At 67.6% G+C, this 21705-nt stretch carries 19 protein-coding genes; 9 read left to right on the top strand and 10 right to left on the bottom strand.

Annotated features, from left to right (window positions below):
* Nucleotides 1–39 precede the first annotated feature (39 nt).
* A complete protein-coding gene (locus G8O29_RS08615; protein WP_166402834.1) occupies nt 40–249 on the top strand; it encodes a YgaP family membrane protein in 210 nt (69 codons plus the stop codon).
* 25 nt (nt 250–274) lie between these two features.
* Here G8O29_RS08615 and uvrA read toward each other — a convergent pair whose 3' ends face one another.
* Entirely contained in the window at nt 275–3139 is a 2865-nt protein-coding gene (uvrA, locus tag G8O29_RS08610; protein ID WP_166402833.1) for an excinuclease ABC subunit UvrA, read from the bottom strand.
* A gap of 161 nt (nt 3140–3300) precedes the next feature.
* Between uvrA and G8O29_RS08605 the strand changes: the two genes are divergently transcribed.
* Nucleotides 3301–3663, top strand: a complete 363-nt coding sequence (locus G8O29_RS08605) for a rhodanese-like domain-containing protein (protein WP_128514316.1) — start codon at nt 3301–3303, stop codon at nt 3661–3663.
* On the opposite strand, the gene G8O29_RS08600 is transcribed toward G8O29_RS08605, so the two are convergent.
* Entirely contained in the window at nt 3651–4811 is a 1161-nt protein-coding gene (locus G8O29_RS08600; protein WP_166402832.1) for an MFS transporter, read from the bottom strand. The genes G8O29_RS08605 and G8O29_RS08600 overlap by 13 nt on opposite strands.
* A 208-nt stretch (nt 4812–5019) precedes the next feature.
* On the opposite strand from G8O29_RS08600, the gene G8O29_RS08595 reads away from it, so the two are divergent.
* Nucleotides 5020–5496, top strand: a complete 477-nt coding sequence (locus G8O29_RS08595) for a DUF6647 family protein (protein ID WP_207623733.1) — start codon at nt 5020–5022, stop codon at nt 5494–5496.
* On the opposite strand, the gene G8O29_RS08590 is transcribed toward G8O29_RS08595, so the two are convergent.
* From G8O29_RS08590 to G8O29_RS08575, 4 genes are all read right to left on the bottom strand, one after another.
* Nucleotides 5490–6032 carry a class I SAM-dependent methyltransferase gene (locus G8O29_RS08590; RefSeq protein WP_242679000.1) on the bottom strand — a complete coding sequence of 181 codons (543 nt, stop codon included), beginning with the start codon at nt 6030–6032 and terminating at the stop codon, nt 5490–5492. The two genes, G8O29_RS08595 and G8O29_RS08590, sit on opposite strands and share 7 nt — an antisense overlap.
* Nucleotides 6033–6055: 23 nt before the next feature.
* Nucleotides 6056–7453, bottom strand: a complete 1398-nt coding sequence (gene lpdA, locus G8O29_RS08585) for a dihydrolipoyl dehydrogenase (RefSeq protein WP_166402829.1) — start codon at nt 7451–7453, stop codon at nt 6056–6058.
* Between the two features lie 75 nt (nt 7454–7528).
* Complete coding sequence (locus G8O29_RS08580; RefSeq protein WP_166402828.1) at nt 7529–8113, bottom strand: DUF924 family protein; 585 nt, start codon at nt 8111–8113, stop codon at nt 7529–7531.
* A 61-nt stretch (nt 8114–8174) separates the two neighbouring features.
* Nucleotides 8175–9401, bottom strand: a complete 1227-nt coding sequence (locus G8O29_RS08575; RefSeq protein WP_166402827.1) for an MFS transporter — start codon at nt 9399–9401, stop codon at nt 8175–8177.
* Nucleotides 9402–9611: 210 nt separating this feature from the next.
* Here G8O29_RS08575 and G8O29_RS08570 point away from each other — a divergent pair, with 210 nt between their 5' ends.
* Entirely contained in the window at nt 9612–10379 is a 768-nt protein-coding gene (locus G8O29_RS08570) for a GNAT family N-acetyltransferase (RefSeq protein WP_166402826.1), read from the top strand.
* On the opposite strand, the gene queA is transcribed toward G8O29_RS08570, so the two are convergent.
* Together queA and G8O29_RS08560 are read right to left on the bottom strand one after the other, a co-directional pair.
* Nucleotides 10343–11386, bottom strand: coding sequence for a tRNA preQ1(34) S-adenosylmethionine ribosyltransferase-isomerase QueA (gene queA, locus G8O29_RS08565; protein ID WP_166402825.1), 1044 nt, complete (start codon nt 11384–11386; stop codon nt 10343–10345). The genes G8O29_RS08570 and queA overlap by 37 nt on opposite strands.
* Nucleotides 11383–14763 (bottom strand): hypothetical protein, encoded by a 3381-nt coding sequence (locus tag G8O29_RS08560; protein ID WP_207623732.1) that lies wholly within the window; start codon nt 14761–14763, stop codon nt 11383–11385. The genes queA and G8O29_RS08560 overlap by 4 nt, the downstream gene beginning before the upstream one ends.
* Before the next feature lie 136 nt (nt 14764–14899).
* On the opposite strand from G8O29_RS08560, the gene G8O29_RS08555 reads away from it, so the two are divergent.
* The 5 genes from G8O29_RS08555 (at nt 14900) to G8O29_RS08535 (ending at nt 19704) form a co-directional block, all read left to right on the top strand.
* A complete protein-coding gene (locus G8O29_RS08555; RefSeq protein WP_166402824.1) occupies nt 14900–15361 on the top strand; it encodes a peroxiredoxin in 462 nt (153 codons plus the stop codon).
* Nucleotides 15362–15432: 71 nt separating this feature from the next.
* Nucleotides 15433–16248, top strand: coding sequence for a ferritin-like domain-containing protein (locus G8O29_RS08550; RefSeq protein WP_242678999.1), 816 nt, complete (start codon nt 15433–15435; stop codon nt 16246–16248).
* Nucleotides 16249–16418: 170 nt separating this feature from the next.
* On the top strand, nt 16419–17756 hold the full coding sequence (locus G8O29_RS08545; RefSeq protein ID WP_166402823.1) for a DUF5930 domain-containing protein: 1338 nt from the start codon (nt 16419–16421) through the stop codon (nt 17754–17756).
* On the top strand, nt 17746–18252 hold the full coding sequence (locus tag G8O29_RS08540; protein ID WP_166402822.1) for a bactofilin family protein: 507 nt from the start codon (nt 17746–17748) through the stop codon (nt 18250–18252). Before G8O29_RS08545 ends, G8O29_RS08540 begins: the two co-directional genes overlap by 11 nt.
* 45 nt (nt 18253–18297) lie before the next feature.
* The gene (locus G8O29_RS08535) at nt 18298–19704 is read left to right on the top strand and encodes an MFS transporter (protein ID WP_367890153.1); all 1407 of its coding nucleotides are present in this window, start codon (nt 18298–18300) and stop codon (nt 19702–19704) included.
* Here G8O29_RS08535 and G8O29_RS08530 read toward each other — a convergent pair.
* Both G8O29_RS08530 and prfB read right to left on the bottom strand, forming a co-directional pair.
* The gene (locus G8O29_RS08530) at nt 19697–20464 is read right to left on the bottom strand and encodes a DUF2189 domain-containing protein (RefSeq protein WP_166402820.1); all 768 of its coding nucleotides are present in this window, start codon (nt 20462–20464) and stop codon (nt 19697–19699) included. The genes G8O29_RS08535 and G8O29_RS08530 overlap by 8 nt on opposite strands.
* Before the next feature lie 100 nt (nt 20465–20564).
* Complete coding sequence (gene prfB, locus G8O29_RS08525; RefSeq protein ID WP_166402819.1) at nt 20565–21692, bottom strand: peptide chain release factor 2; 1128 nt, start codon at nt 21690–21692, stop codon at nt 20565–20567.
* Nucleotides 21693–21705 lie beyond the last annotated feature (13 nt).

The following is a 21705-nucleotide window of genomic DNA, read 5'->3' as shown; positions in this document are numbered from 1 at the left end:
GCTATAAAGGCGACATTCGGTCAACCAAGGAGAACGGACATGTTCAAGACCAACGTCGGCGGTATCGACCGCGTGCTGCGGATCGTGGTGGGGCTTGCCCTTCTGGTGTGGTTCTTCGTCGATCAGGGTCAGGGCTTCTGGCACTTTGCCAAGCTGATCGGGCTCGTGCCGCTTGCCACGGGGCTGTTCGGCACCTGCCCGCTCTACTCGATCCTCGGCATCTCGACCTGCCCGATGAAGAAGGCCTGAGTGGGTTAACCGGTGCGGCGGCGGATCACTCCGCCGCCATTTTCCTTGGCCGCAGCAGGTCTTTCAGGTAGCGGCCGGTGTGGCTCGCCTCGACCTTCACGATGTCCTCGGGTGTGCCGGTGGCCACGATCTCGCCCCCGCCGTCGCCGCCCTCGGGGCCGATGTCGATGACCCAGTCGGCGGTTTTCACCACGTCCAGATTGTGTTCGATCACCACCACCGTATTCCCCTGATCGACAAGGGAATGAAGGACTTCCAGAAGTTTCCTCACATCCTCAAAGTGCAGACCCGTGGTCGGTTCATCAAGTATATACAGCGTCCGCCCCGTCGCCCGGCGGGACAGTTCCTTGGACAGCTTCACCCTCTGCGCCTCGCCGCCCGAGAGCGTCGTCGCCTGCTGGCCGACCTTGATGTAGCCCAGGCCCACCTCGCACAGCGCCTCCATCTTCTCGCGGATCGCGGGGACGGCCTGAAAGAAGTCGCGCGCATCTTCACATGTCATGTCAAGAACATCGGCTATACTCTTGTTCTTGAACTTGATTTCCAAGGTCTCGCGGTTGTAGCGCTGGCCCTTGCAGGTCTCGCAGGTCACATAGACGTCCGGCAGGAAGTTCATCTCGATCTTCAGCACACCATCGCCCTGACAGGCCTCGCAGCGCCCGCCCTTGACGTTGAAGCTGAAGCGCCCCGGCCCGTAGCCGCGCGCCTTCGATTCCGGCAGACCGGCGAACCAGTCGCGGATCGGGGTGAAGGCCCCGGTGTAAGTGGCTGGATTCGAACGCGGCGTCCGACCGATGGGCCGCTGGTCGATGTCGATCACCTTGTCCAGATGCTCGAAGCCCTTGATCGTCTCGCAAGGCGCGGGCGTCTCATGCGCGCCGTTCAGGCGCATGGCGGCGGTCTTGAACAGCGTCTCGATGGTGAGAGAGGACTTGCCCCCGCCCGAGACACCCGTCACGCAGATGAACTTGCCCAGCGGAAACTCTGCCGTCACGTTCTTCAGGTTGTTCCCCGTCGCGCCGACCACGGTCAGCACCTTGCCGTTCCCCTTGCGCCGGGTCTTCGGCACCGCGATCTCCCGCGCGCCGGAAAGATACTGTCCGGTCAGGCTGGCGGGATCGGCAGCCACCTGTTGGGGCGTGCCGTGGCTGACCACCCTCCCGCCGTGCACCCCGGCCCCCGGCCCCATGTCGAAGACATAATCCGCCTCGCGGATCGCGTCCTCGTCATGTTCCACCACAAGCACCGTGTTCCCCGCATCGCGCAGGTTCTTCAGCGTGGTCAGAAGCCGATCATTGTCGCGCTGGTGCAGGCCGATCGACGGTTCGTCCAGCACATAAAGGACGCCCGTCAGGCCAGAGCCGATCTGGGATGCCAGCCGGATCCGCTGCGACTCCCCGCCCGACAGCGTGCCCGCCGCGCGGCTGAGCGTCAGGTAGTTCAACCCGACATTCACAAGGAATCCAAGACGTTCGCGGATTTCCTTCAGAATTGCCCTGGCGATTTCGTTCTGCTGTCTCGTCAGAGTTCCGGCGACACCTTCGATCCAGGCATGGGCCTCGGTGATCGACATTTCGACCACCTGGCCGATGTGCAGCCCGGCGATCTTCACCGCCAGCGCCTCGGGCTTCAGCCGATAACCGCCGCAGGCCCCGCAGGCGCGGTTGGACTGGTAGCGCTCCATCTCCTCGCGGCTCCAGGCGCTGTCGGTCTCGCGGTAGCGGCGTTCCATGTTGGGGATGATCCCCTCATAGACCCGCTTGACCTGATAGACCCGGCCGCCCTCGTCATAGCGGAACTCGATCTCCTCACCCTTGGAGCCATGCAGGAACAGGTCCTTCACAGTGTCGGGCAGATCCTTCCACTTGGCCTTGAGGTTGAAGCCGTAGTGCTTCGACAAAGCCTCCATCGTCTGCGTCAGGTAAGGCGATTTCGACTTGGCCCAGGGCGCGATGGCGCCTTGCAGCAGGGTCAGGTTCTGGTCGGGTACGACAAGGCGTTCGTCGAAGAACAGCTCCACCCCCAGACCGTCGCAGACCGGGCAGGCACCGAAAGGGGCGTTGAAGCTGAACAGGCGCGGTTCGATCTCGGCAATGGTGAAGCCACTGACGGGACAGGCGAATTTCTCGGAATAGGTGATGCGGGTGGGCTCCTCGCCTTCCTTCACGTCGGCCAGCTCGATCACCGCGATCCCGTCGGCCAGGTTCAGCGCGGTGCGGAAACTGTCGGCCAGGCGCGTCTCGATACCTTCGCGCACCACGATCCGGTCCACCACCACGTCGATGTTGTGGCGGAATTTCTTGTCCAGCGTCGGGGGTTCCTCCAGCTCGTGGAAGGCGCCGTTGACCTTCACCCGCTGGAAGCCCTGCTTCCTAAGCTCCAGAAACTCTTTCTTGTACTCGCCCTTCCGGTCCCGGATGATCGGGGCCAGCAGATAGGCGCGCGTGCCTTCGGGCATGGCCATCACCGCATCCACCATGTCCTGCACCTGCATCGCGGTGATCGGCAGGCCGGTCGCGGGCGAATAGGGTGTGCCGACACGGGCGAACAGCAGACGCAGGTAGTCGTAGATTTCCGTCACCGTGCCGACGGTCGAGCGGGGGTTCTTCGAGGTGGTCTTCTGTTCGATGCTGATCGCGGGGCTGAGGCCCGAGATGTGATCGACATCCGGCTTTCCCATCATGTCGAGGAACTGGCGGGCGTAGGCGCTCAACGATTCGACATAGCGCCGCTGGCCTTCCGCATAGATCGTGTCGAAGGCGAGACTGGACTTGCCCGACCCCGACAGCCCGGTAATCACCACCAGCTTGTCGCGCGGGATCGCGACATCGACGCCCTTGAGGTTGTGCTCGCGCGCGCCGCGCACTTCGATGAACTTCTGTTCCGCCATGACCGACCCCAAAGGTGCAGGGGCAAGACATAGGACGGTTTTGCCGAGTCTCCAACCGGAAAAAGTGAACGGACCATGAACACAAAAATCGTCGACGGGGGCTTTAATTTATCACTTTCAAATATGTATATATATTTCTGAAAAACAAACCGAGGTGCCCCATGTTCTCTGCTTTCCGCAAAGCCCCCGCTCCGCCCCTGACCGTGGCCGAGGTCGCCGACCAGGTGGCCCAGGGCAAGATGCTGCTGCTGGACGTCCGTGAAGTGGCCGAGGCAAAGGCGTCCGGCGTGGCCAAGGGGGCGAAACTGATCCCTCTGTCGATTCTGGGCCTGAAATGCGACCCGAACCAGCCGAACTGTGAACTTCCGCAAGGCTTGCCGATCGCGGTCTACTGCGCATCGGGTGGGCGGTCGGGGATGGCCGCCGATGCTCTGGCCCGGCTGGGCTATGGCCCGATCACCAACCTTGGGGGCCTGCGCGACTGGGTGGCGGGAGGCGGTGCGGTCGTGCCCTACGCGGCCTGACGCGCGCGGCGGGCCTTTTGCAGGGCGTGCACCGCAATGCCGAAGGCACATAGAACGACGGCGGCGACCGTAAGTCCCGCCGGACCGGCGCTGGCCAGCAGGACTGCCAGCACCGGCGTGCCGGTGGTGGTGCCCAGGTTCCCCAGCTGGGCCACCGCCCCGGCGGCGCGGGCGCGATCCTCGGCCGTGGCGTTGAGCTCGGGGATCGCGGCGAAGCTCGCCCCCTGCACGATGCCCAACGCGGCCGACAGCAGGAAGCCTCCCGCCACCATGCCCGCCCCCTGCCCCCAGAACAGCCACAGGATCAGGAAGCCGGGGACCGCCACCGCATAGCCGGTCTGAACCAGGCGGACGGCGCTCATCCGGCCCAGCAGCCAGACCCCCAGCGTCAGTGACACCGCAATCGAGACCAGCGGCATCCCGGCGGCGATCAGGGCGCGGTGGGACTCGGGCGTCTCGGGCGGGATCAGGGTCAGGACGGCGACATAGAGGAAGGTATAGCCGCAGAACCCCATGGCCGGCGCGGCCAGGCGTGGTGAGGCGTAGATGTCGGCGTGCTGGCGCGCAAGGTTGCCGAGGGGCAGCGCCTGCCCTTGCGGATCGGGCGGCAGGGTCAGCGCCAGGACGGCGGCCAATGCGGCCATGTAGGCGGCATGACCCAGGAACAGCGCGGTCGGGCCGCCATGGGGTCCGATCAGCGCCAGGATCGTGTAGGTCACGCCGAAGAACGAGGACCACAGCGTCATCGCCAGCGGCCTGCGCGGTTCGGGCGCCAGTGCGGCGATCATCGTGGGGCCGACAACCACGATGGCCAGGTGGCTTGCGCCCTCGATGATCCGGCTGGCCAGCATCAGCGGGTAGGCGGGCATCAGCGACTGGAGCGCCGACATCGCCGCCCCGGCGGCCAGGGCCACCACGATGGCGCGGCGGGGGCCGATGCGGGCGACGAGGAGGCCGGCGGTCGTGCCGAAGATCAGGCCGACCATGCCGACGATGGAGACGACGAGGCCGAGGGCGACCTCGCCGTTCCCGCCATAGGTCGCCCGGAGGGAATCGTACAGGATCGAGATCTTGCCGAACTGGGCGGCCGCGCCGAGGCCGGCGGCCCAGAGGAGGAGGACGAGCAGCATGGGGGGAAGCGGGCGCATGGGGCAGTGGTAGCGGGAAGGGCGGCGGGATGCCAGAGGGGCGCCGCGCGTGGCGCGTTTTGCGGGGCGTTTGTTTTCAAGGGCTTGGCTGCGGGCGTTCAGGATTTCTTAACCTCTCTCGTCTTCCGATTCGCGAAGGAGCAGAGGGCGATTTCTCTTTCAGTCACAGGTGCATGACGCTCTTGCAAATTTTCCGTGACAGTTCAGCATGGGTTTCATGAAAGCCCTGTGCGCCGCCCTGCCCCTTGCCGCGTTTGTCGGTGCCCTCCCGGCGCAGGCCGGGGACCTGTGCCCGCTGGTGGCCGAGCTCAACCTTGCCCTGGTCAGGACCACCGATCATGCGCCCGTCGCCTGCCCCGAGATCGGCTTTGCGCTGCTGGAGGACCAGCCGGGGCTGCGGTCGCAGGCGGGGGCCTATTTCCCCGACAGCGGCCGGATCGAGCTGGCCCCGGACCTCGACCTGACCACGGCCTATGGGCAGAGCTTCCTGCTGCACGAGATGGTCCATGCCGCACAGTTCGCCGAAGGTGCGGACCGGGCGGCGCGCTGTCCGGCGGCGCTGGAGGCCGAAGCCTACAGGGTGCAGGCCGACTTCCTTCAAGCTGCCGGACTGTCGCGGGATGCCCTGTTCACACGGATGCTGGGCGAGCAGTTGGGGCGTTGCGGCGCGGCAACCGACTACTGAGAGCCATCCTTCTGCGCCATGGCCCAGGCGACGACCGGAAAGTCCGGGTCGTTGCTCAGGTCGTCGTCCTCGCGCAATTCGGGCGGCCAGGGCAGCTCGAGGTTGCGCGCCGCGACATGGCGGTTGCCCCACTGGTGGCCTTGCACGCGGTCGGGGTCGAAGCCGGCCTCGACCAGCAGGTTCTTCAGACCCCGCGCAGTCCAGCGCGAGCAGTCCACCGGCGCGCCGTGGAAGGGCGCAAGGAACGGCACCGCGACCCAGAACCAGCCGCCCGGACGCAGCATCCGGTAGATGTTGCGGGTGGCGGCATAGGGGCGGTCCAGATGCTCCCACACCTGGTTGGCCAGGATGAGATCGAAGCGGACGACCTTGCCGCGGTCATCCAGCATCGGGCCCTTGCAGGGGTCGAATTTCCAGCGGTTCAGCGCAAGGTAGCTGCGGAACGGAAAGCCCTGCCCCCATTTTCCCGACAGTTCCAGCACATCCAGCTTCTCGGGGCCAAGACTGGTGATCCAGTCCCGGCTTTCCCTTTGCATGACGACCCGGTTGAGGGAGGCCATCAGATGTGGAGTGCCCGCCCATAGGCGTCGAGCACGGCTTCGTGCATCATCTCCGACAGGGTCGGATGCGGGAAGACGGTGTTCATCAGGTCTTCCTCGGTCGTCTCGAGCGTGCGGCCGACGACATAGCCCTGGATCAGTTCGGTCACTTCCGCGCCGACCATATGGGCGCCCAGAAGTTCCCCCGTCCTGGCGTCGAAAACGGTTTTCACCATGCCTTCCGGTTCGCCCAGCGCGATGGCCTTGCCGTTGCCGATGAAGGGGAAACGGCCGACCTTCACCTGATAGCCCGCGTCCTTGGCCTTCTGTTCGGTCAGGCCGACAGAGGCGACCTGCGGGTGGCAATAGGTGCAGCCCGCGATGGAGTTCGGCTTGATCGGATGCGGATGCCCGCCCGCAATCAGTTCGGCCACTATCACGCCTTCGTGGCTGGCCTTGTGCGCCAGCCAGGGGGCGCCTGCGATGTCGCCGATGGCATAAAGCCCCTCGACCCCGGTGCGGCAGTATTCGTCGGTCACGACATGGGTGCGGTCGATCTTCACGCCCAGGGCTTCAAGCCCGAGGTTTTCCACGTTGCCGACGATCCCCACGGCAGAGATGACGGTGTCGAAGTCCTGCGTGGTGACCTGGCCCGCCTGTTCGATATGGGCGGTGACGCCTGTGCCCTTCTTGCGGTCCAGCTTCTTCACCGCGGCCTTTTCCAGGATCTTCATCCCCTGCTTGACGAATTGCTTCCTGGCGAAGGCGCTGATCTCGGCGTCTTCGACGGGCAGGATGCGGTCCATCACCTCGACCACGGTGGTATCCGCGCCCAGCGTGTTGAAGAAGCTGGCGAATTCGATGCCGATCGCGCCCGAGCCGATGACGAGGAGCTTCCTGGGCATACGGCTGGCGACAAGGGCGTGCCTGTAGGACCAGACCAGATCGCCGTCGGCCTCCAGCCCCGGCAGTTCCCGCGCGCGGGCGCCGGTGGCAAGGATGATCGATTTCGCGGTGAGCTCTTCCGTGCCCTTGTCGGTTTTCACCGAAACGGTGCCCTTCTTCGGCAGGGTCGCCGTGCCCATGAACACCGTGACCTTGTTCTTCTTCATCAGATGGCCGATGCCGCCCGAAAGCTGTTTCGCCACCGCGCGGGACCGGGCGACGACAGCGGGCAGGTCATAGCCGATGCCGTCCGCTTTCAGGCCGAATTCCTTGGCGCGGTGCATCAGGTGGAAGACCTCGGCACTGCGCAGAAGCGCCTTCGTCGGGATGCAGCCCCAGTTCAGGCAGATGCCGCCCAGATGTTCACGTTCGACGATGGCGACCTTCAGGCCCAGCTGGCTGGCCCGGATGGCGGCGACATAGCCCCCCGGTCCGGCACCGATCACGATCACGTCGAAGTTCTGGGCAGCCATTCTTCCCTCCCTGGAAAAAGTAGTTTGCCATTAAACTATCCGGAAACCCCAGGCAACGCCGGGGCTGCCGTGGCCCTATGCGTCCGGCGCATGGCTTTTCAGCCGGTTCACCACTGCCGCATAACCGCCTTCGTCAAGCCAGGCCTGCTCTTTCGGGCTGCTGGTCCGACCCAATGCCGCGTTGCGGGTGGGGAAGCGGCCGAAGCGGTCGATCACCCAGCGATGGGCGCGGGCGTGCAGCGCCATGTCGGGGTCGGAGGCCAGACGCTCGGTCATCAGCTGCACCGACAGGGCCTGATCGGCGGGGTCCTCGGAATGTTCGAAGGGCATGTAGAAGAACTGGCGTTCGGGTTCCGGCGCGCCCATGTCCCAGCCGGCATCGAGCGCCCTGCGGGCGGCGGCGCGGGCGCGGGCATCGGTGGCGAAGGCCAGCGCGGTGCCGCGGTGGATGTTGCGCGGGATCTGGTCGGTCAGGATCAGATAGGCCAGAGTGCCGACCGTGCCCTCGGCCCAGTGATCCAGCCCGCCGTCCTGCGCGGCCTGCCAGAGATCGGCGAACCGGTCGCGGCAGAGCGTGTCGATCTCGTCGCCCCCCGCATACCAGCCCTGCGGCCCGACCTCGTGCAGCCAGAAATCCAGAAGCGCGATCGGATCGGACATGGCGGCCTCCCTGCTGGGTCAGAGACTTGCAGGGATCGGCGGATATCGCAACCGCTGATCGTCAGTCCCTGGCGGCCTCGTCCAGCACTGCCTCGACGGCCAGGGGCGAGGCGGTCGGCGTGACCGAACGGTAGGCGCCGGTGACGGCGGGGGCGGCGCGGCGGGTCATGCGGAAGACGGCATAGCCGACAAGGGCGACATAGAGCAGGCCGATGAACAGGAAGAAGCCCGAGGGGCCGGTCGTCTCCATCATCCAGCCGGTCGCGGTGGGGCCGAAGACCGCGCCGAAGCCGTTCAGGAAGATCAGGCCGGCAGAGGCGCCCGCCATCTGCTCGCGCGGGAGGAAGTCGTTGGTATAGGCGATCAGCAGCGCATAGACCGGGTTGGTGATGCCCCCCAGCACCATGCCCACCACGACCAGCGCCGGGAAGGGCAAGGATACGAAGGCCGCCACCGCCATGGCCAGCGCCGCAACCGCCGAAAGGCCCATGATCAGCGTGCGGCGGTCCATCCGGTCCGAAGCCCAGCCGACCGGATATTGCAGGACCAGGCCGCCGACATAGATCGCGCCGACAAAGACCGAGATCTGCCCGACCGACAGCCCCTTCTGCGCGCCCCAGACCGCCGCCATGCCGAACATGGCGGAGAAGACTCCGCCGGTCAGCAGCATCCCCACGCAGCCCAGCGGCGAGATGCGGAACAGTTCGCGGAAGGCAAGGCGGCGCGCGCCGTCGAAGGCCGGGGCGGGCGTGGGGGCCAGCAGGATCGGCAGGAAGGCCAGCGAGACCAGCACCGAGGGAATGATGAACAGCGCAAAGCCCGTGCGGTCCGGCAGGTTCAGGATCACCTGGCTAGCGATGATGCCCAGCATCTGCACGATCATGTAGGCCGACAGCGCCTGGCCCCGGGTGTCGTTCGATGCGGTGTTGTTGATCCAGCTTTCGGCGGTGATGTAGATGCCGGAAAAGCAGAAGCCCGCCAGCACCCGCAGCGCCGTCCAGGCCATCCAGTCGGGATAGACCGGGTAGATCACCAGCACCGCCGAGATCAGCGAGCCGAGCGCGGCAAAGACCCGCACATGCCCGACCCGCCGGATCATCCGGGGCGCGGCCCAGGAGCCGAACAGGAAGCCCAGGAAATAGGCCGCCATCACATAGGACAGCTGATAGGTCGAGAAGCCCTCGATATTGCCGCGGATGCCCAGAAGCGTGCCCTGCACGCCATTGCCGACCATCAGCAGCATCACACCCATCAGAAGCGGCCAGGACTGGGTCAGAACCTTCAGCATCGCCCCCTCGCATCTCCGCAGCCGCTTGCCCGCCCTGCCTGCCCGAACTTCGCCCGCAAGGCAAGCCGGACGCCAGAGCCGGACCGCGGAGCCGGGCCACGAACCGCCCCCAGAGAGGGCGCACGGATTGTTTCCTTGAATGGCGGTTGAATCCCGGCGCCCAGCCCCCATCTGTTGAGGATTGCCTCACCATTTTCCGGAGAGGACGCCATGGCGCGACAGGACGACACGATTCTGCGCAAGCGATTTGACGGCGTGCTGGACGCGGCGGAACTGGCCCGTGCCCGTGCGGCGGGCACCGAGCTTGCCTATTGCCCGTTGCAACAGGGCTGGGTGCCGCTTGCCGCCGATGAGGAAGGCGACCTTGCGCCGCCGCTGTCCTGGCATGTGGGTCGGCTGCCCCTGTTCAAGCAGGTGCCGGGCCGCCCCGTGCATCCCCGGCCGGAAAGCCTGACACTGCGCGTCTGGGTCGAGGACGACCTGCCGATCTACCGCGCGCTTCTGTGCGACCCCTCGCTCTGGACCTGGATGCTGGAGGACCGGCCCGCGCGGCTGGACGACGACACCTGCCGCGCGCTGATCGCGCTGTCCACCGAAGGCACGCACCACAAGGTGCGTGTGGCCACGCTGGGCGGGCGGCCGGTGGGTCAGGTGCGGCTGGAGTACGGGGCCGACCCCGCGGCGGGAGAGCTGAGCTATTGGCTGGGCGCTGCGGCGCGCGGCCGGGGGCTGGGGCGGCAGATGGTGCGGCGCTTTCTGGACCGGCTGGCCGTGCAGCAGCCCGGGATCCGGCGGATCACGGCGCGGGTGCACCCCGGGAACCGTGCCTCGGTCCGGCTGCTGGAGGCCTGCGGGTTCCGGGCCTGCGACCGGGCCGAGCTTGGCCTTGCGCCGCGCGGACGCGACGACGGCAGTTGGCTGGGCTTCCTGCGCCGGGCGGATCAGGGCGCGGGCACCAGCAGCGAGCTGTCGCCGTAAGAGAAGAAGCGGTAGCCCCGGTCGATCGCGTGGTCGTAGATGCGGCGGATGCGGTCCTGCCCCATCAGCGCAGCGACCAGCATCATCAGCGTCGATTTCGGCAGGTGGAAATTGGTCATCAGCGCATCGGTGACGCGGAAACGATAGCCGGGGTAGATGAAGATGTCGGTCTCGGCCTCGAAGGGCTGCACGACGCCCGCCGCATCGGCCGCACTTTCGATCAGCCGCAGCGCCGTGGTGCCCACGGGGATGACCCGGCCCCCTGCCCGTCTGGTCGCGTTGATCTCTGCCGCCGCCGCCGCCGAAACCCGGCCCCATTCGGCGTGCATCCGGTGCGTGGTCACGTCCTCGACCTTGACCGGCAGGAAGGTGCCCGCGCCGACGTGCAGGGTGACTTCGGTGAAGGCCACGCCCTTCGCCGCCAGCCGCCGCAGGAGATCTTCGTCGAAATGCAACGAGGCGGTCGGGGCGGCCACGGCCCCGGCATGACGGGCAAAGACCGTCTGGTAATCGGTGCGATCCTGATCGTCCGCCGCGCGCTTCGCCGCGATGTAGGGCGGCAGCGGCATCACCCCCGCTTCGGCCAGGGCGGCGTCGAAATCCTCTCCTGTCAGGTCGAAGGCAAGCGTCAGGTCGGCGTCCGACTTGTCGGCCACCGTCGCGGAAAGGCGATCGGAAAAGCGGATCACCTCGCCCGGTTGCACCTTGCGCAAGGGCTTGGCCAGCGCGCGCCAGCCGCCACCGGCGCGGGGATCCAGCAGCGTCACCTCGACCTTCGCCACCGCATCGCCCCGCTGGCGGGTGCCGAAGAGGCGCGCGGGCAGGACCCTGGTGTTGTTCAGCACCAGCCGGTCGCCGGGGCGCAGGATGTCCACCAGGTCGAAGACATGCCGGTCGGCGATCCGGTCGCCCTCGGCCAGGAGAAGCCGCGCCGAGGTGCGGGGCCGGGCGGGCCGGGTGGCGATCAGCCGCTCGGGCAGGTCGAAGTCGAAATCGGACAGTTTCATCCGCCCGATGCCCCTTCCGTGCCGCGCAGGCTTGGCGGACGCTGGCGGAAGATCTCGCGGAACATCCCCGGCGTCAGCACCGACAGCGGGTTGACCGAGACGTTCGGCGCCTCGGCGGTGCCGGTCAGCCGGTAGTTGAAGCCGAAAAGCCCTTCGCCGCGCCGTGTCAGGATCTGTCCCACCCCGTTGACCAGATAGATCGGCGAGATCACCCCCTGAAGGTCGATCCTGCCGCTGCCGGTCAGATAGAGCCCGGCGAAGGAAATGCCAAGCGAGGCGCCGACGGCAGAGCCCTGGGTGATCTCCACCCCTTTCGGCGTCATCACGAAGGTCACCTCGCCGGTGTTGAAGGCAAGGCCTGCGCCGTTCATCTGCTCCAGCAGCCCCACGACCGAGATCGCCGACAGAAGCTCGGCCAGGGCTGGCGCCCCCTGGACGCGCAGACGCGAGAAGGTGGCCTTGCCGTTGTATTCGCCCTTGGGCCCCCGCGGGACCAGCGACAGATCCAGCGACCCGCCCCGCCCCTTGTCGAAGATGCCCGCCGCCGCCATCACCGCGCCCGCGTTTTCCGAGGTGATGCGGACGGCGGTGCCACCCCTGACCTGCCCGACCGTACCCGCCACCTCGGCCGCGCCGTTCACCCCGGCGGTGAAGCGGCCGCTCAGCCCGCCCCTGGATGCGAATTCGCCGCGAAAGCCGGTCAGCCGGATCCCGTCCGAGATGCGCAGTTCGTCCAGCCGGACCGTCACCGGCCCGCCGGTCCCGGTGTCGCTGCCGCTGTCCGGCATCCGGCGCAGGTCCAGCGTCCCCTTCGTGATCGCAACGTCGGGCGCCGCATTCCGCCCGCGTCCGGTCAGCGTGATGCCCGCATCCAGCCAGTTGCCCGCGATCACCCGGTCGAACACCGCCTTGTCCAGCCCGCCGCCTTCCCGCGTGGTGACCTTGCCGCGCGCCTCCAGGCCCGGCCCCTTCAGCGACAGGCGGGTCACCACCGGCTGGCGCGACAGCGTCGCATCAAGGTCCAGCGCGGCCCGCGTCTGTGCCGGCTTGGACCAGCCAAGCGCATCCAGCCGCAGCGCAAGGCCGGTCAGGTTCGAGGTCAGCGTCAGTTCCGGGGCCGCGCCCTTGACCAGCGCCAGATCGATCGCCGCCGGCCCCTCGCCCTTGACCGCGCCGGCGGGCAGTTCCAGCCCGAAATCGCGCAGCACCCGGTCGGACAGCAGCACCGTGCCGTTGACCCGCGCCCGCCCGTTCTGTTCGGGGCCGAAGCCCTGCACATAGGTCAGATCGACGGGCATCCGGTCCAGCCGGCCCTGCGCCGACAGCCGCAGCCCCTCGGTATCCACCGCGACCTCGACCTCGGGCGCGGCGAGGATGCGACCGGGCACCAGCGCCGGAGAGGTGAAGTCGAGAATCCGGCCGGCAACGGCAAAGCTGACCTCTTCGAAGGGAATCTGCGGCTTCAGCGGCATCACCACGCGCGCCCGAAGCTCGGCCCGCCCGTCGCCCAGGTTGTAGGGCTGCCCGGCCTTGGAGAAGAAGCTGAACGGCTCCTGATCCAGCAGCGACAGCGTGGCGGTCAGGCTGGCGCGGGTGACCAGATCGACCTGCGCGGTCGCCGGGCGCTGGGTGATGTCGGGGATCCGGAACACCGTGCCGTCCGCCTCGATCCGCCCGCCTTCGGGCGCGATGACATGGCCCTGGTCCAGCGCGACGACATAGCTGCGGTTGTCCAGCGTGGCATGGCCGCGCCCGTTCAGGATCGGCGGCAGGGTGCGGACAAAGCGGACATCGGTATCCGAGAACTCGTAGGCCAGGTTGAACACCGGCTGCACCCCCGGCTTCAGCCGCAGCGCCGCCTGCACATCGGTCAGCAGGCCCTCGCCGACGTTCCGGGCGAACCAGTCGCGGGTTCTGGGCACCGCCGAGACCGGCCAGACCTTCAACAACCGTTCGGTCGCGATCCGGTTCAGGTGCAGGTCCAGCGCCCCGCTCCAGCCCTCGGCCGCGGCCGAGACCGAGCCGGACAGCAAGAGCCGCTCCTCCCCCTCGACCAGCACCAGCTGCCCGATGTCGGCGCGGAACGGCTCAAGCTTCAGCCGCAGGTCCAGCGCCCCCTTGCCGAACCGCACCGGGGCCTCGAACAGGCCTTCGGGATCGACCATCACCTCCTCGAAGGCGATCTGGGCCTGGATGCTTTCCGGCAGCGCACCGGGCGCAAGCGGCTGGCCTTCGCGGCCCAGAAGGTCGCCGTGACCCGTGGCCTTCAGCCGAAGCGAGGCGCTTTCGACCGTCAGCCCGTCCAGCCGGATGCGCGCGGCTGCGGGGTCATAGCCCAGCGAGAGCGCCGCCCGGTCGAAGGCCACCGGCCGCGCGCCCTGCCCCGGCGCCAGGCTGCCCGCGGCCAGGCTCAGCCGCGCCGACAGCCCGGCAAAGCGCCCGCCTTCGTCCAGCCGCGCCGCAAGCTGGCCCGAGATCGGCGCGTCCACGAAGCCCAGGAAGGCCAGCGGCGGGGCCATGACGGCAAGGTCGGTCGCGGCGATGTTGTCGACCTTCGCGCTGAGCCGGGCGGTTTCGGCGGTCTTGTCCGAGACAAGCGTCAGCACCGCCTGCGCCGGATCGGTCCCGTCCAGAAGCGTCAGCCCCAGCTCTGCCTGAAGCGTCGTTTCGGCGTTCTCGATCACCAGTCGCCCGTCGCCGACCTGCCAGCTGCGTCCCGCGCGTTCGTCGATCAGCGACAGGCTCAGCCCCTCGGCCTCGATCACCCGAAGCGAGGCCAGCGCGGGGCTGGAGAACAGCGACTCCGCCGCCGTCAGCAGGTCGGACGGGTCGCGCGGTGCCGGGCCCGCGTCGCGCTCGTCCAGTTGCAGGTCGATGGCCCCGGTCATGTCCCGCCGCACCGCCAGCCGGGCACCGGTCAGCCGCAGATGGCTGGGCCGGACCCTCCCGGACAGAAGCGCCGCCGGATCGAAGGCCACCGTGGCCTCGGGCAGGGTCAGCAGGGACCGGCCGTTGGCTCCGATCAGCCGGACGTCCCTAAGCCGGAAGCGCGGAAAGAAATCGCGGTCCACCGCCAGTTCGACCTCGCCCAGCGACAGCGCCGCCCCGGGCGGCAGCCGCGCCCCGGCCAGGTTATTGTTCAGCCGCGCCTCGATCTCGGCCACCCCCCATGTCGGCAGATGCAGCGTCCGCCCCGTGTGTGCCAGGGTCAGATAGCCAAGGCCCAGCGCGATGAGGACCAGGCTCAGCACGACGGTCAGGCTGAACCTTCCGCGCCCGCGCCGCGGGCGGCGGGGGGAGGGGGTGGCCTGGTTCTGGCGCTCGGGCGGGGTGACGGGTATGGTCCCGCCCTCCGGTCCCGGCCTCTGGTCGTTCATCTGAGCTGGGGCCTCGCTGCCCGTGCTGTGCGCGCGCCCCGTGCGGGGGCTTGTCGATTGCTGCTCTGGTGCCTTTATCTTTGCGCGAAGGCAACTAGATGGGAAGTCACTTTTCCTTTTCGGCAAGGAGCAGCGCATGATTTCCGCAGGACAGACCGCCCCCGATTTCACCCTGCCCCGCGACGGCGGCGGCACGGTCACGCTGTCGGGCTTCCGTCCGGGCAAGGTGGTGCTGTACTTCTACCCCAAGGACGACACCCCCGGCTGCACGCTGGAGGCCCAGGATTTCAACGCCCGCCTGGCGGATTTTGCCGCTGCCGGGACCACGGTGATCGGGGTGTCGAAGGACAGCGTGAAAAGCCACGACAAGTTCTGCAAGAAGCACGGGCTGTCGATCATCCTGGCCTCGGACGAGGCGGGCCGGACCTGCGAGGACTACGGGGTCTGGGTCGAGAAAAGCATGTATGGCAAGACCTACATGGGGATCGAAAGGACGACGGTGCTGATCGACGGCGAGGGCAAGGTGGCGCGGGTCTGGCCCAAGGTCAGCGTCAAGGGCCATGCCGACGAGGTGCTGGCGGCGGCGAGGGCGCTGTGACATAAGTCCGGGCGCAAATTCCTTCGAAGGAATTTGCAAATCTTTTCGAAAAGATTTGCGGGAGCCTCCTGATGCCCCTGTCCCTTGCCGAAATGGCGGTCGAGGTGCTGACCACCGCCGATGGCCGCGCCAAGACTGCACTGGGACGCGCCCATGCCGCGCGGTGGTTCGCCGCGCGCGAGGCCGGTCAGCCCCTGCCCATCGGCCAGGCAACGCCGCCCCTGCGTCCGGCGCGTCCCGACCGGCCCGCGCTTCTGGCGCCGAAGGACGTGCCCCGCCGCCGCCCGGGCACGCGCGAGGGGCGGATCGCGCTGCTGCATGCCGTCGCGCATATCGAGCTGAACGCGGTGGATCTGCACTGGGACATCATCGCCCGCTTCGCCGACCGGCCGATGCCGCTGGGCTTCTACGACGACTGGGTGAAGGCCGCCGACGAGGAAGCCAGGCATTTCAACCTGATCTGCGACTGTCTGGAGGCGATGGGCAGCCATTACGGCGCCCTGCCCGCGCATGCCGGCATGTGGCGCGCGGCCGAGGACACGGCCGGGGATCTGCTTGCCCGGCTGGCCGTGGTGCCTATGGTGCTGGAGGCGCGCGGGCTGGATGTGACGCCGGGCATGATCGAGGTCTTCCGCAAGCATGGCGAGACCCGGGCGCTGGCCGCGCTGGAGGTGATCTATGCCGAGGAAGTCGCCCATGTCGCCTATGGCTCCAAATGGTTCAACTGGCTGTGCGGGCGCGACGGGACCGACCCGAAGGAGGTGTTCCACGCCCTTGTCCGCCGGCATTTCCACGGCAGCCTGAAACCCCCGTTCAACGAGGAGAAGCGCGCCGATGCCGGGCTTCCGCCCGACTTCTACTGGCCCCTGGCCGAGGCGACGGACTGATCGGCGGTTTCTTGCCGATGAAAACCCTGTCCCGCGCGGAAAGTCCCGTGATATGGTCAAAATTGTTGCGGCTCTGAAATGGTGTGGATAAGCAGGGCCACGCCCGGGGTTTTACGCCTTGGGGTAACGTAGCGAAGCCTCTGCCAGGGCTATGAACGGATGACCCCAACGTGCTGAATCGTCTCGCCTATCGCTATCACCAGATCCTCGAGCGGCATTTCCCCGAACAGCGGCTTTTCCTGAAGTCCGACACCGAGACGCGCTTCATCCGCCTGCGGCCCGCCACCCAGATCATGGCGCTGGTGGGCGGCACGCTGGCCCTGGCCTGGACCATCGTTGCCACCGCCCTGATCATGATGGATTCGATCGGCGCCGGTTCGGCGCGCGAACAGTCGGCGCGCCGGCAGGCGCTGTACGAACAGCGGCTGAACGCGCTGTCCGCCGACCGCGACCTGCGCGCCGAAGAGGCCGCTCGGGCACAGGAACGCTTCAACATCGCCCTGACGCAGATCTCCGAGATGCAGGAAAAGCTGCTTGCCTCCGAAGACCGCCGGCGCGAGCTGGAGACCGGCATCGAGGCCATCCAGGACACGCTGCGCCACGTCATCAAGGAACGCGACATCGCCCGGGGCGAGGTGGAGCGGGTGACGCTGGCGCTGAACGAACAGTCCGGCGTTGCGACCGAGGCCGGACGGGTCGCGGATGCCATGGCCACGCTGGAATTCCTGACCGGCGCCCTGGGCGACGCCGCCGAAGCGCGGAACGAAGGACTGGCCGAGGCCGAGGCCGCCCGCGAGGAAGCCCGCCTGATCGCCGAGGCGAAGGAGGCGCAGGAACTGCGTAACGAGGCGATCTTCGCCCGACTGGAAGAGGCCTTGACCGTTTCGGTCGAGCCGCTGGAAAAGATGTTCCGCGAGGCCGGCATGTCCCCCGACGACCTGATCGAGGCCGTGCGCAAGGGCTATTCCGGCCAGGGCGGCCCGCTGACGCCGATCTCGTTCTCGACCTCGGGCGGGATCGTGACACCCGAGGAAATCCGGGCCAACGCGATCCTGAACGGGCTGGACCGGATGAACATGTACCGCATCGCCGCCTTCAAGCTGCCCTTCGCGATGCCGGTCAAGAGCGCGTTCCGCTGGACCAGCGGATTCGGCTATCGCCGCGACCCCAAGGGTGCGGGCATAAGGATGCACGAGGGCACCGACTTGGCGGGCAGCTACGGCACACCGATCTATGCCACCGCGGACGGTGTGGTGGTCCATGCCGGCTGGGACAACGGCTATGGCCGGCTGGTGACGATCCGCCATGACTTCGGCGTCGAGACGCGCTACGCGCATCTCAGCCAGATCCGGGTCGAGGTGGGCCAAAGGGTCTCGCGCGGGGACCGGATCGGTGATATGGGCAATTCAGGCCGGTCCACCGGCACCCACCTTCACTACGAGGTCCGCCTTGGCGGCACCCCCGTAAACCCGATGACCTTCATAAAGGCAGCGAAGAATGTTTTCTAAGAGCCGCATCAACGAGCCGGGCCCCAAGGCCGAGGCCGAGAAGCCCAAAGCCCCGGAGACCCCGATGACCAAGCCGTCCATGGATTTCACGCCTTCGGCGCCGAAGGGCAAGGCGGGGGCCTCTGTCCTGTCCTCGGACCTGACGGTGGTGGGCAACCTGCGGACCACCGGGGACATCCAGGTCGAGGGCACGGTAGAGGGCGACATCCGCGCGCATCTTCTGACAGTGGGCGAAAGCGCCACCATCCGCGGCGAGATCGTGGCCGACGACATCGTCGTCAACGGCCGGGTGATCGGGCGCGTCCGCGGCCTGAAGGTCCGGCTCACCTCCACCGCGCGGGTCGAGGGCGACATCATCCACAAGACCATCGCCATCGAATCCGGCGCGCATTTCGAAGGCTCGGTCCAGCGGCAGGAAGACCCGCTGTCCAACGGCCGCCCCGGTGCCGGCACCGTGCGGCTGGACGCGGCTGCCGCCGCCAAAGACCCCGAGTAAGCCGCATCCGACATGACCGTCTTGCGGGCATCGGAGGGCACTCCGGTGCCCGTTTCCTTCTGTGCCGAGGGGGACCGGAGGATCATCCTCTGGGCCGCGATCCTGGCCTCGTCGATGGGTTTCATCGACAGTTCCGTGACCTCGATCGCCATGCCCGCGATGCGCGCCGCGCTGGGGGCCAGCCTCGCGCAGGCGCAATGGATCAATGCGGCCTATCTTCTGGCGGTGTCCTCGCTGGTGCTGGTCGGCGGCGCGATGGGCGACCGCTTCGGGACCGCGCGGGTGTTCTCGCTGGGGATCCTCGTTTTCGTGGCGGGGTCGCTGGCCTGTGCGGTCGCGATGACGCCAGAGCAGATGATCGCCGCCCGCGCCGTGAAGGGGGTGGGTGCTGCGCTGATGGTGCCGGGGTCGATGGCCATGGTCTCGCGCGCCTATCCACGCGCCCAGCGGGGCCGGGCGCTTGGCCTCTGGGCGGCAGCCTCGACACTGACGACGGCGCTGGGGCCGGTCCTGGGCGGCATGTTCGTCACCTGGGGCGGCGAGATCGGCTGGCGGCTGATCTTCGCGCTGAACCTGCCGCTCGGCCTTGCCGCGCTTTGGCTGGTGCAGGGCCGCACGCCGGGCGATGTCGGCAGGCCGGGGGTGCGCGTCGATCTGGTCGGAGCGGGTCTGGCCACGCTCGGCGTTGGCCTGATGGCCTGGGCGCTGACCGATGCCACGGCTCCGGTCCGGGTGGCGCTGGCCGCCCTGGCCAGCCTTGCGGCCTTCGTGGCCTGGGAGGCCGTGGCCCCTGCCCCGATGCTGCGGCTGGGCCTGTTTCGCAACCGCACGCTTGCGGTGACGAATCTGGTGACCTTCGCGCTGTATTTCGCGCTGAACGGGGTGATGTTCTACCTGCCGATGACCGCCGTTTCGGCCTGGGGCGTGACGGCGCTGGAGGTCACGGCGGCCTTTCTGCCGATCTCGGTGCTGATCGGGGTGATGTCGGCGCCTGCGGGCCGGATGGCCGACCGCTGGGGTGCGGGGCCGCTGATGGCGGCAGGGTCCGCGCTGGTGGCTCTGGCCTATGCGGCGCTGTGGCACTTTGCGCCGGACGGGCAGTTCTGGGCCCATGTCGTGCCCTTCACGGCGCTGGCGGGCTTCGGTCTGGGTCTGGTCGTGGCGCCCCTGACGGCGGCAGCGATGCAGGGGGCCGAGGATGGCGAACAGGGCGCGGCCTCGGGCGTGAACAACGCGGTGGCGCGGGTCGCGGGGCTGATCGCGGTGGCGCTATTGGGCCGGATGGCGGCGGCGGCCTATGGGCCGGGCGGCCCGGGGTTCGGCGTCACGGGCGACACGGCGGCGCATCTGGCCGCGACCGGGGCGGCCTTCGGCACGGTGGCGCTGACGGCCAGCGGGATGGCCGCGCTGGCGGCGGTGCTGGCGCTGCTGGTCAGGCGTCCGGTCAGGTGATCGCGCGGCGGTAGAGGTGCCAGCTGGCATGCCCGAAGAGCGGCAGGACCAGGAACAGCCCGAGGAAGCCCGGAAGCATCCCCAGGAAGAGGCACACCGCAATCAGCGCGCCCCAACCCAGCATCACGCCGGGGTTCTCGCGCACCAAGGCGAAACTGGTCAGCATCGCGGTGACGAAATCCACCTCGCGGTCCAAGAGCATCGGCAGGCTGACAACGGTCAGGCAGAACAGCAGCGTCGCAAAGGCCGCGCCGACCAGCGTGCCGAAGGCCAGCATCATCAGCCCCGGCGGCGTCAGGAACACCGCCAGCGAGGAGGACACGTTGGTCATCGTGGCATTCCCCAGAAACAGCGCGAAGATCATGTGCGCAAGGAAGTTCCAGAACAGGAAATAGACCACGATCACCGCCGCCATGGCCGGGATCTGCCGGTCCTTCTGGCGGAAGATCACGCCGAAGATCTCGCCTGCGACCAGCGGCTCGCCTGCTTCCAGCCGGCGGGAGATTTCATAGAACCCGCAGGCGATGAAGGGGCCGAGGATCGGGAAACCGGCGCCGGCAGGCAGCGTCCACCAGAGCTGGCCCTTGGCCGTCATCGCCCAGAGGATCAGCCAGCCGCCCAGCACATAGAACGCCGAGAAGGCAAGCCCCAGAAGCGGCGCGCGGCGGAAGTCCTGCCATCCGGCCGCAAGGCTGGCCCGGAGGTCGGAGACATCGACCTCGTTCACTTCGGGCACGGCGGGCGGATGTGTGACGCTCATGCCCGAAGATTAAGCGCGAGGCGAAGCGTCAGGCAAGGATTTTGCCGCAGGACAGCCGGATCAGGTCCGGGGCGGGCATTCCCTCATGACCGGGGGCCGATCAGTCGACATCCTCGATGTCGCCGCGCTTCTTGCCCGAGGCTTTCAGGGCCAGCGTGGCCTGCATGAACCCGTCCAGGTCCCCGTCCAGCACGCCCTGCGTGTCGCTGGTCTCATAGCCCGTGCGCAGGTCCTTCACCATCTGGTAGGGTTGCAGCACATAGGACCGGATCTGGTTGCCCCAGCCGGCGTCGCCCTTGTTCTCGTAGGCCTCGTTGATCGCGGCGTTCCGCTTGTCCAGTTCCATCTGATACAGGCGGCTTTTCAGCGCCTTCATCGCGATGTCGCGGTTCTGGTGCTGCGACTTCAGGGACGAGGTGACGACGATCCCGGTGGGGAAGTGGGTGATCCGCACCGCCGAGTCGGTCTTGTTGACGTGCTGCCCACCCGCGCCCGAGGAGCGGAAGGTGTCGATGCGGATGTCCTTGTCCAGCACCTCGATCTCGATGTTGTCATCGACCACCGGATAGACCCAGACCGAACAGAACGAGGTATGCCGCCGCGCCGCGCTGTCATAGGGCGAGATGCGGACCAGCCGGTGCACCCCGGCCTCGGTCTTCAGCCAGCCATAGGCGTTCTTGCCGGAAATCTTGTAGCTGGCCGACTTGATCCCCGCGCCGTCGCCTTCGCTTTCCGACTGAAGTTCGACGGTGAACCCGCGCTTTTCCGCCCAGCGGACATACATCCGCGCCAGCATCGCGGCCCAGTCGCAGCTTTCGGTGCCGCCCGCGCCGGCGTTGATTTCCAGGAAGGTGTCGTTGCCGTCCGCCTCGCCGTCCAGCAGCGCCTCAAGCTCCTTCGCCTCGGCGACCTTGACCAGATCGGCAAGGGCTGCCTCGGCCTCGCGCACGATCTCGGCATCGCCCTCGGCCTCGCCCAGTTCGATCAGCTCGACATTCTCCTTCAGCCCGCTGTCGATCAGCTTGTAGGAGGCCACCGCATCCAGAAGTGCCTGACGGTCGCGCATCAGCTTCTGCGCCTTGGCCGGATCGTTCCACAGGTCCGGCGCCTCGATCATCGCGTCGAATTCTTCCAGCCGGTGCGGCGCGGTTTCCCAGTCCATCCGCTGGGCCAGAAGCTTCAGCGTCTTCTCGATCGCTTCGACATTCGCTTGGGTTTCGGCGCGCATGGGTCGGGTCCAC

The organism is Rhodobacter calidifons (assembly GCF_011174775.1).
GTDB lineage: Bacteria > Pseudomonadota > Alphaproteobacteria > Rhodobacterales > Rhodobacteraceae > Tabrizicola > Tabrizicola calidifons.
The sequence above is the reverse complement of the archived record's forward strand: the minus strand, read 5'-3'. Positions and strand labels throughout refer to the sequence as shown.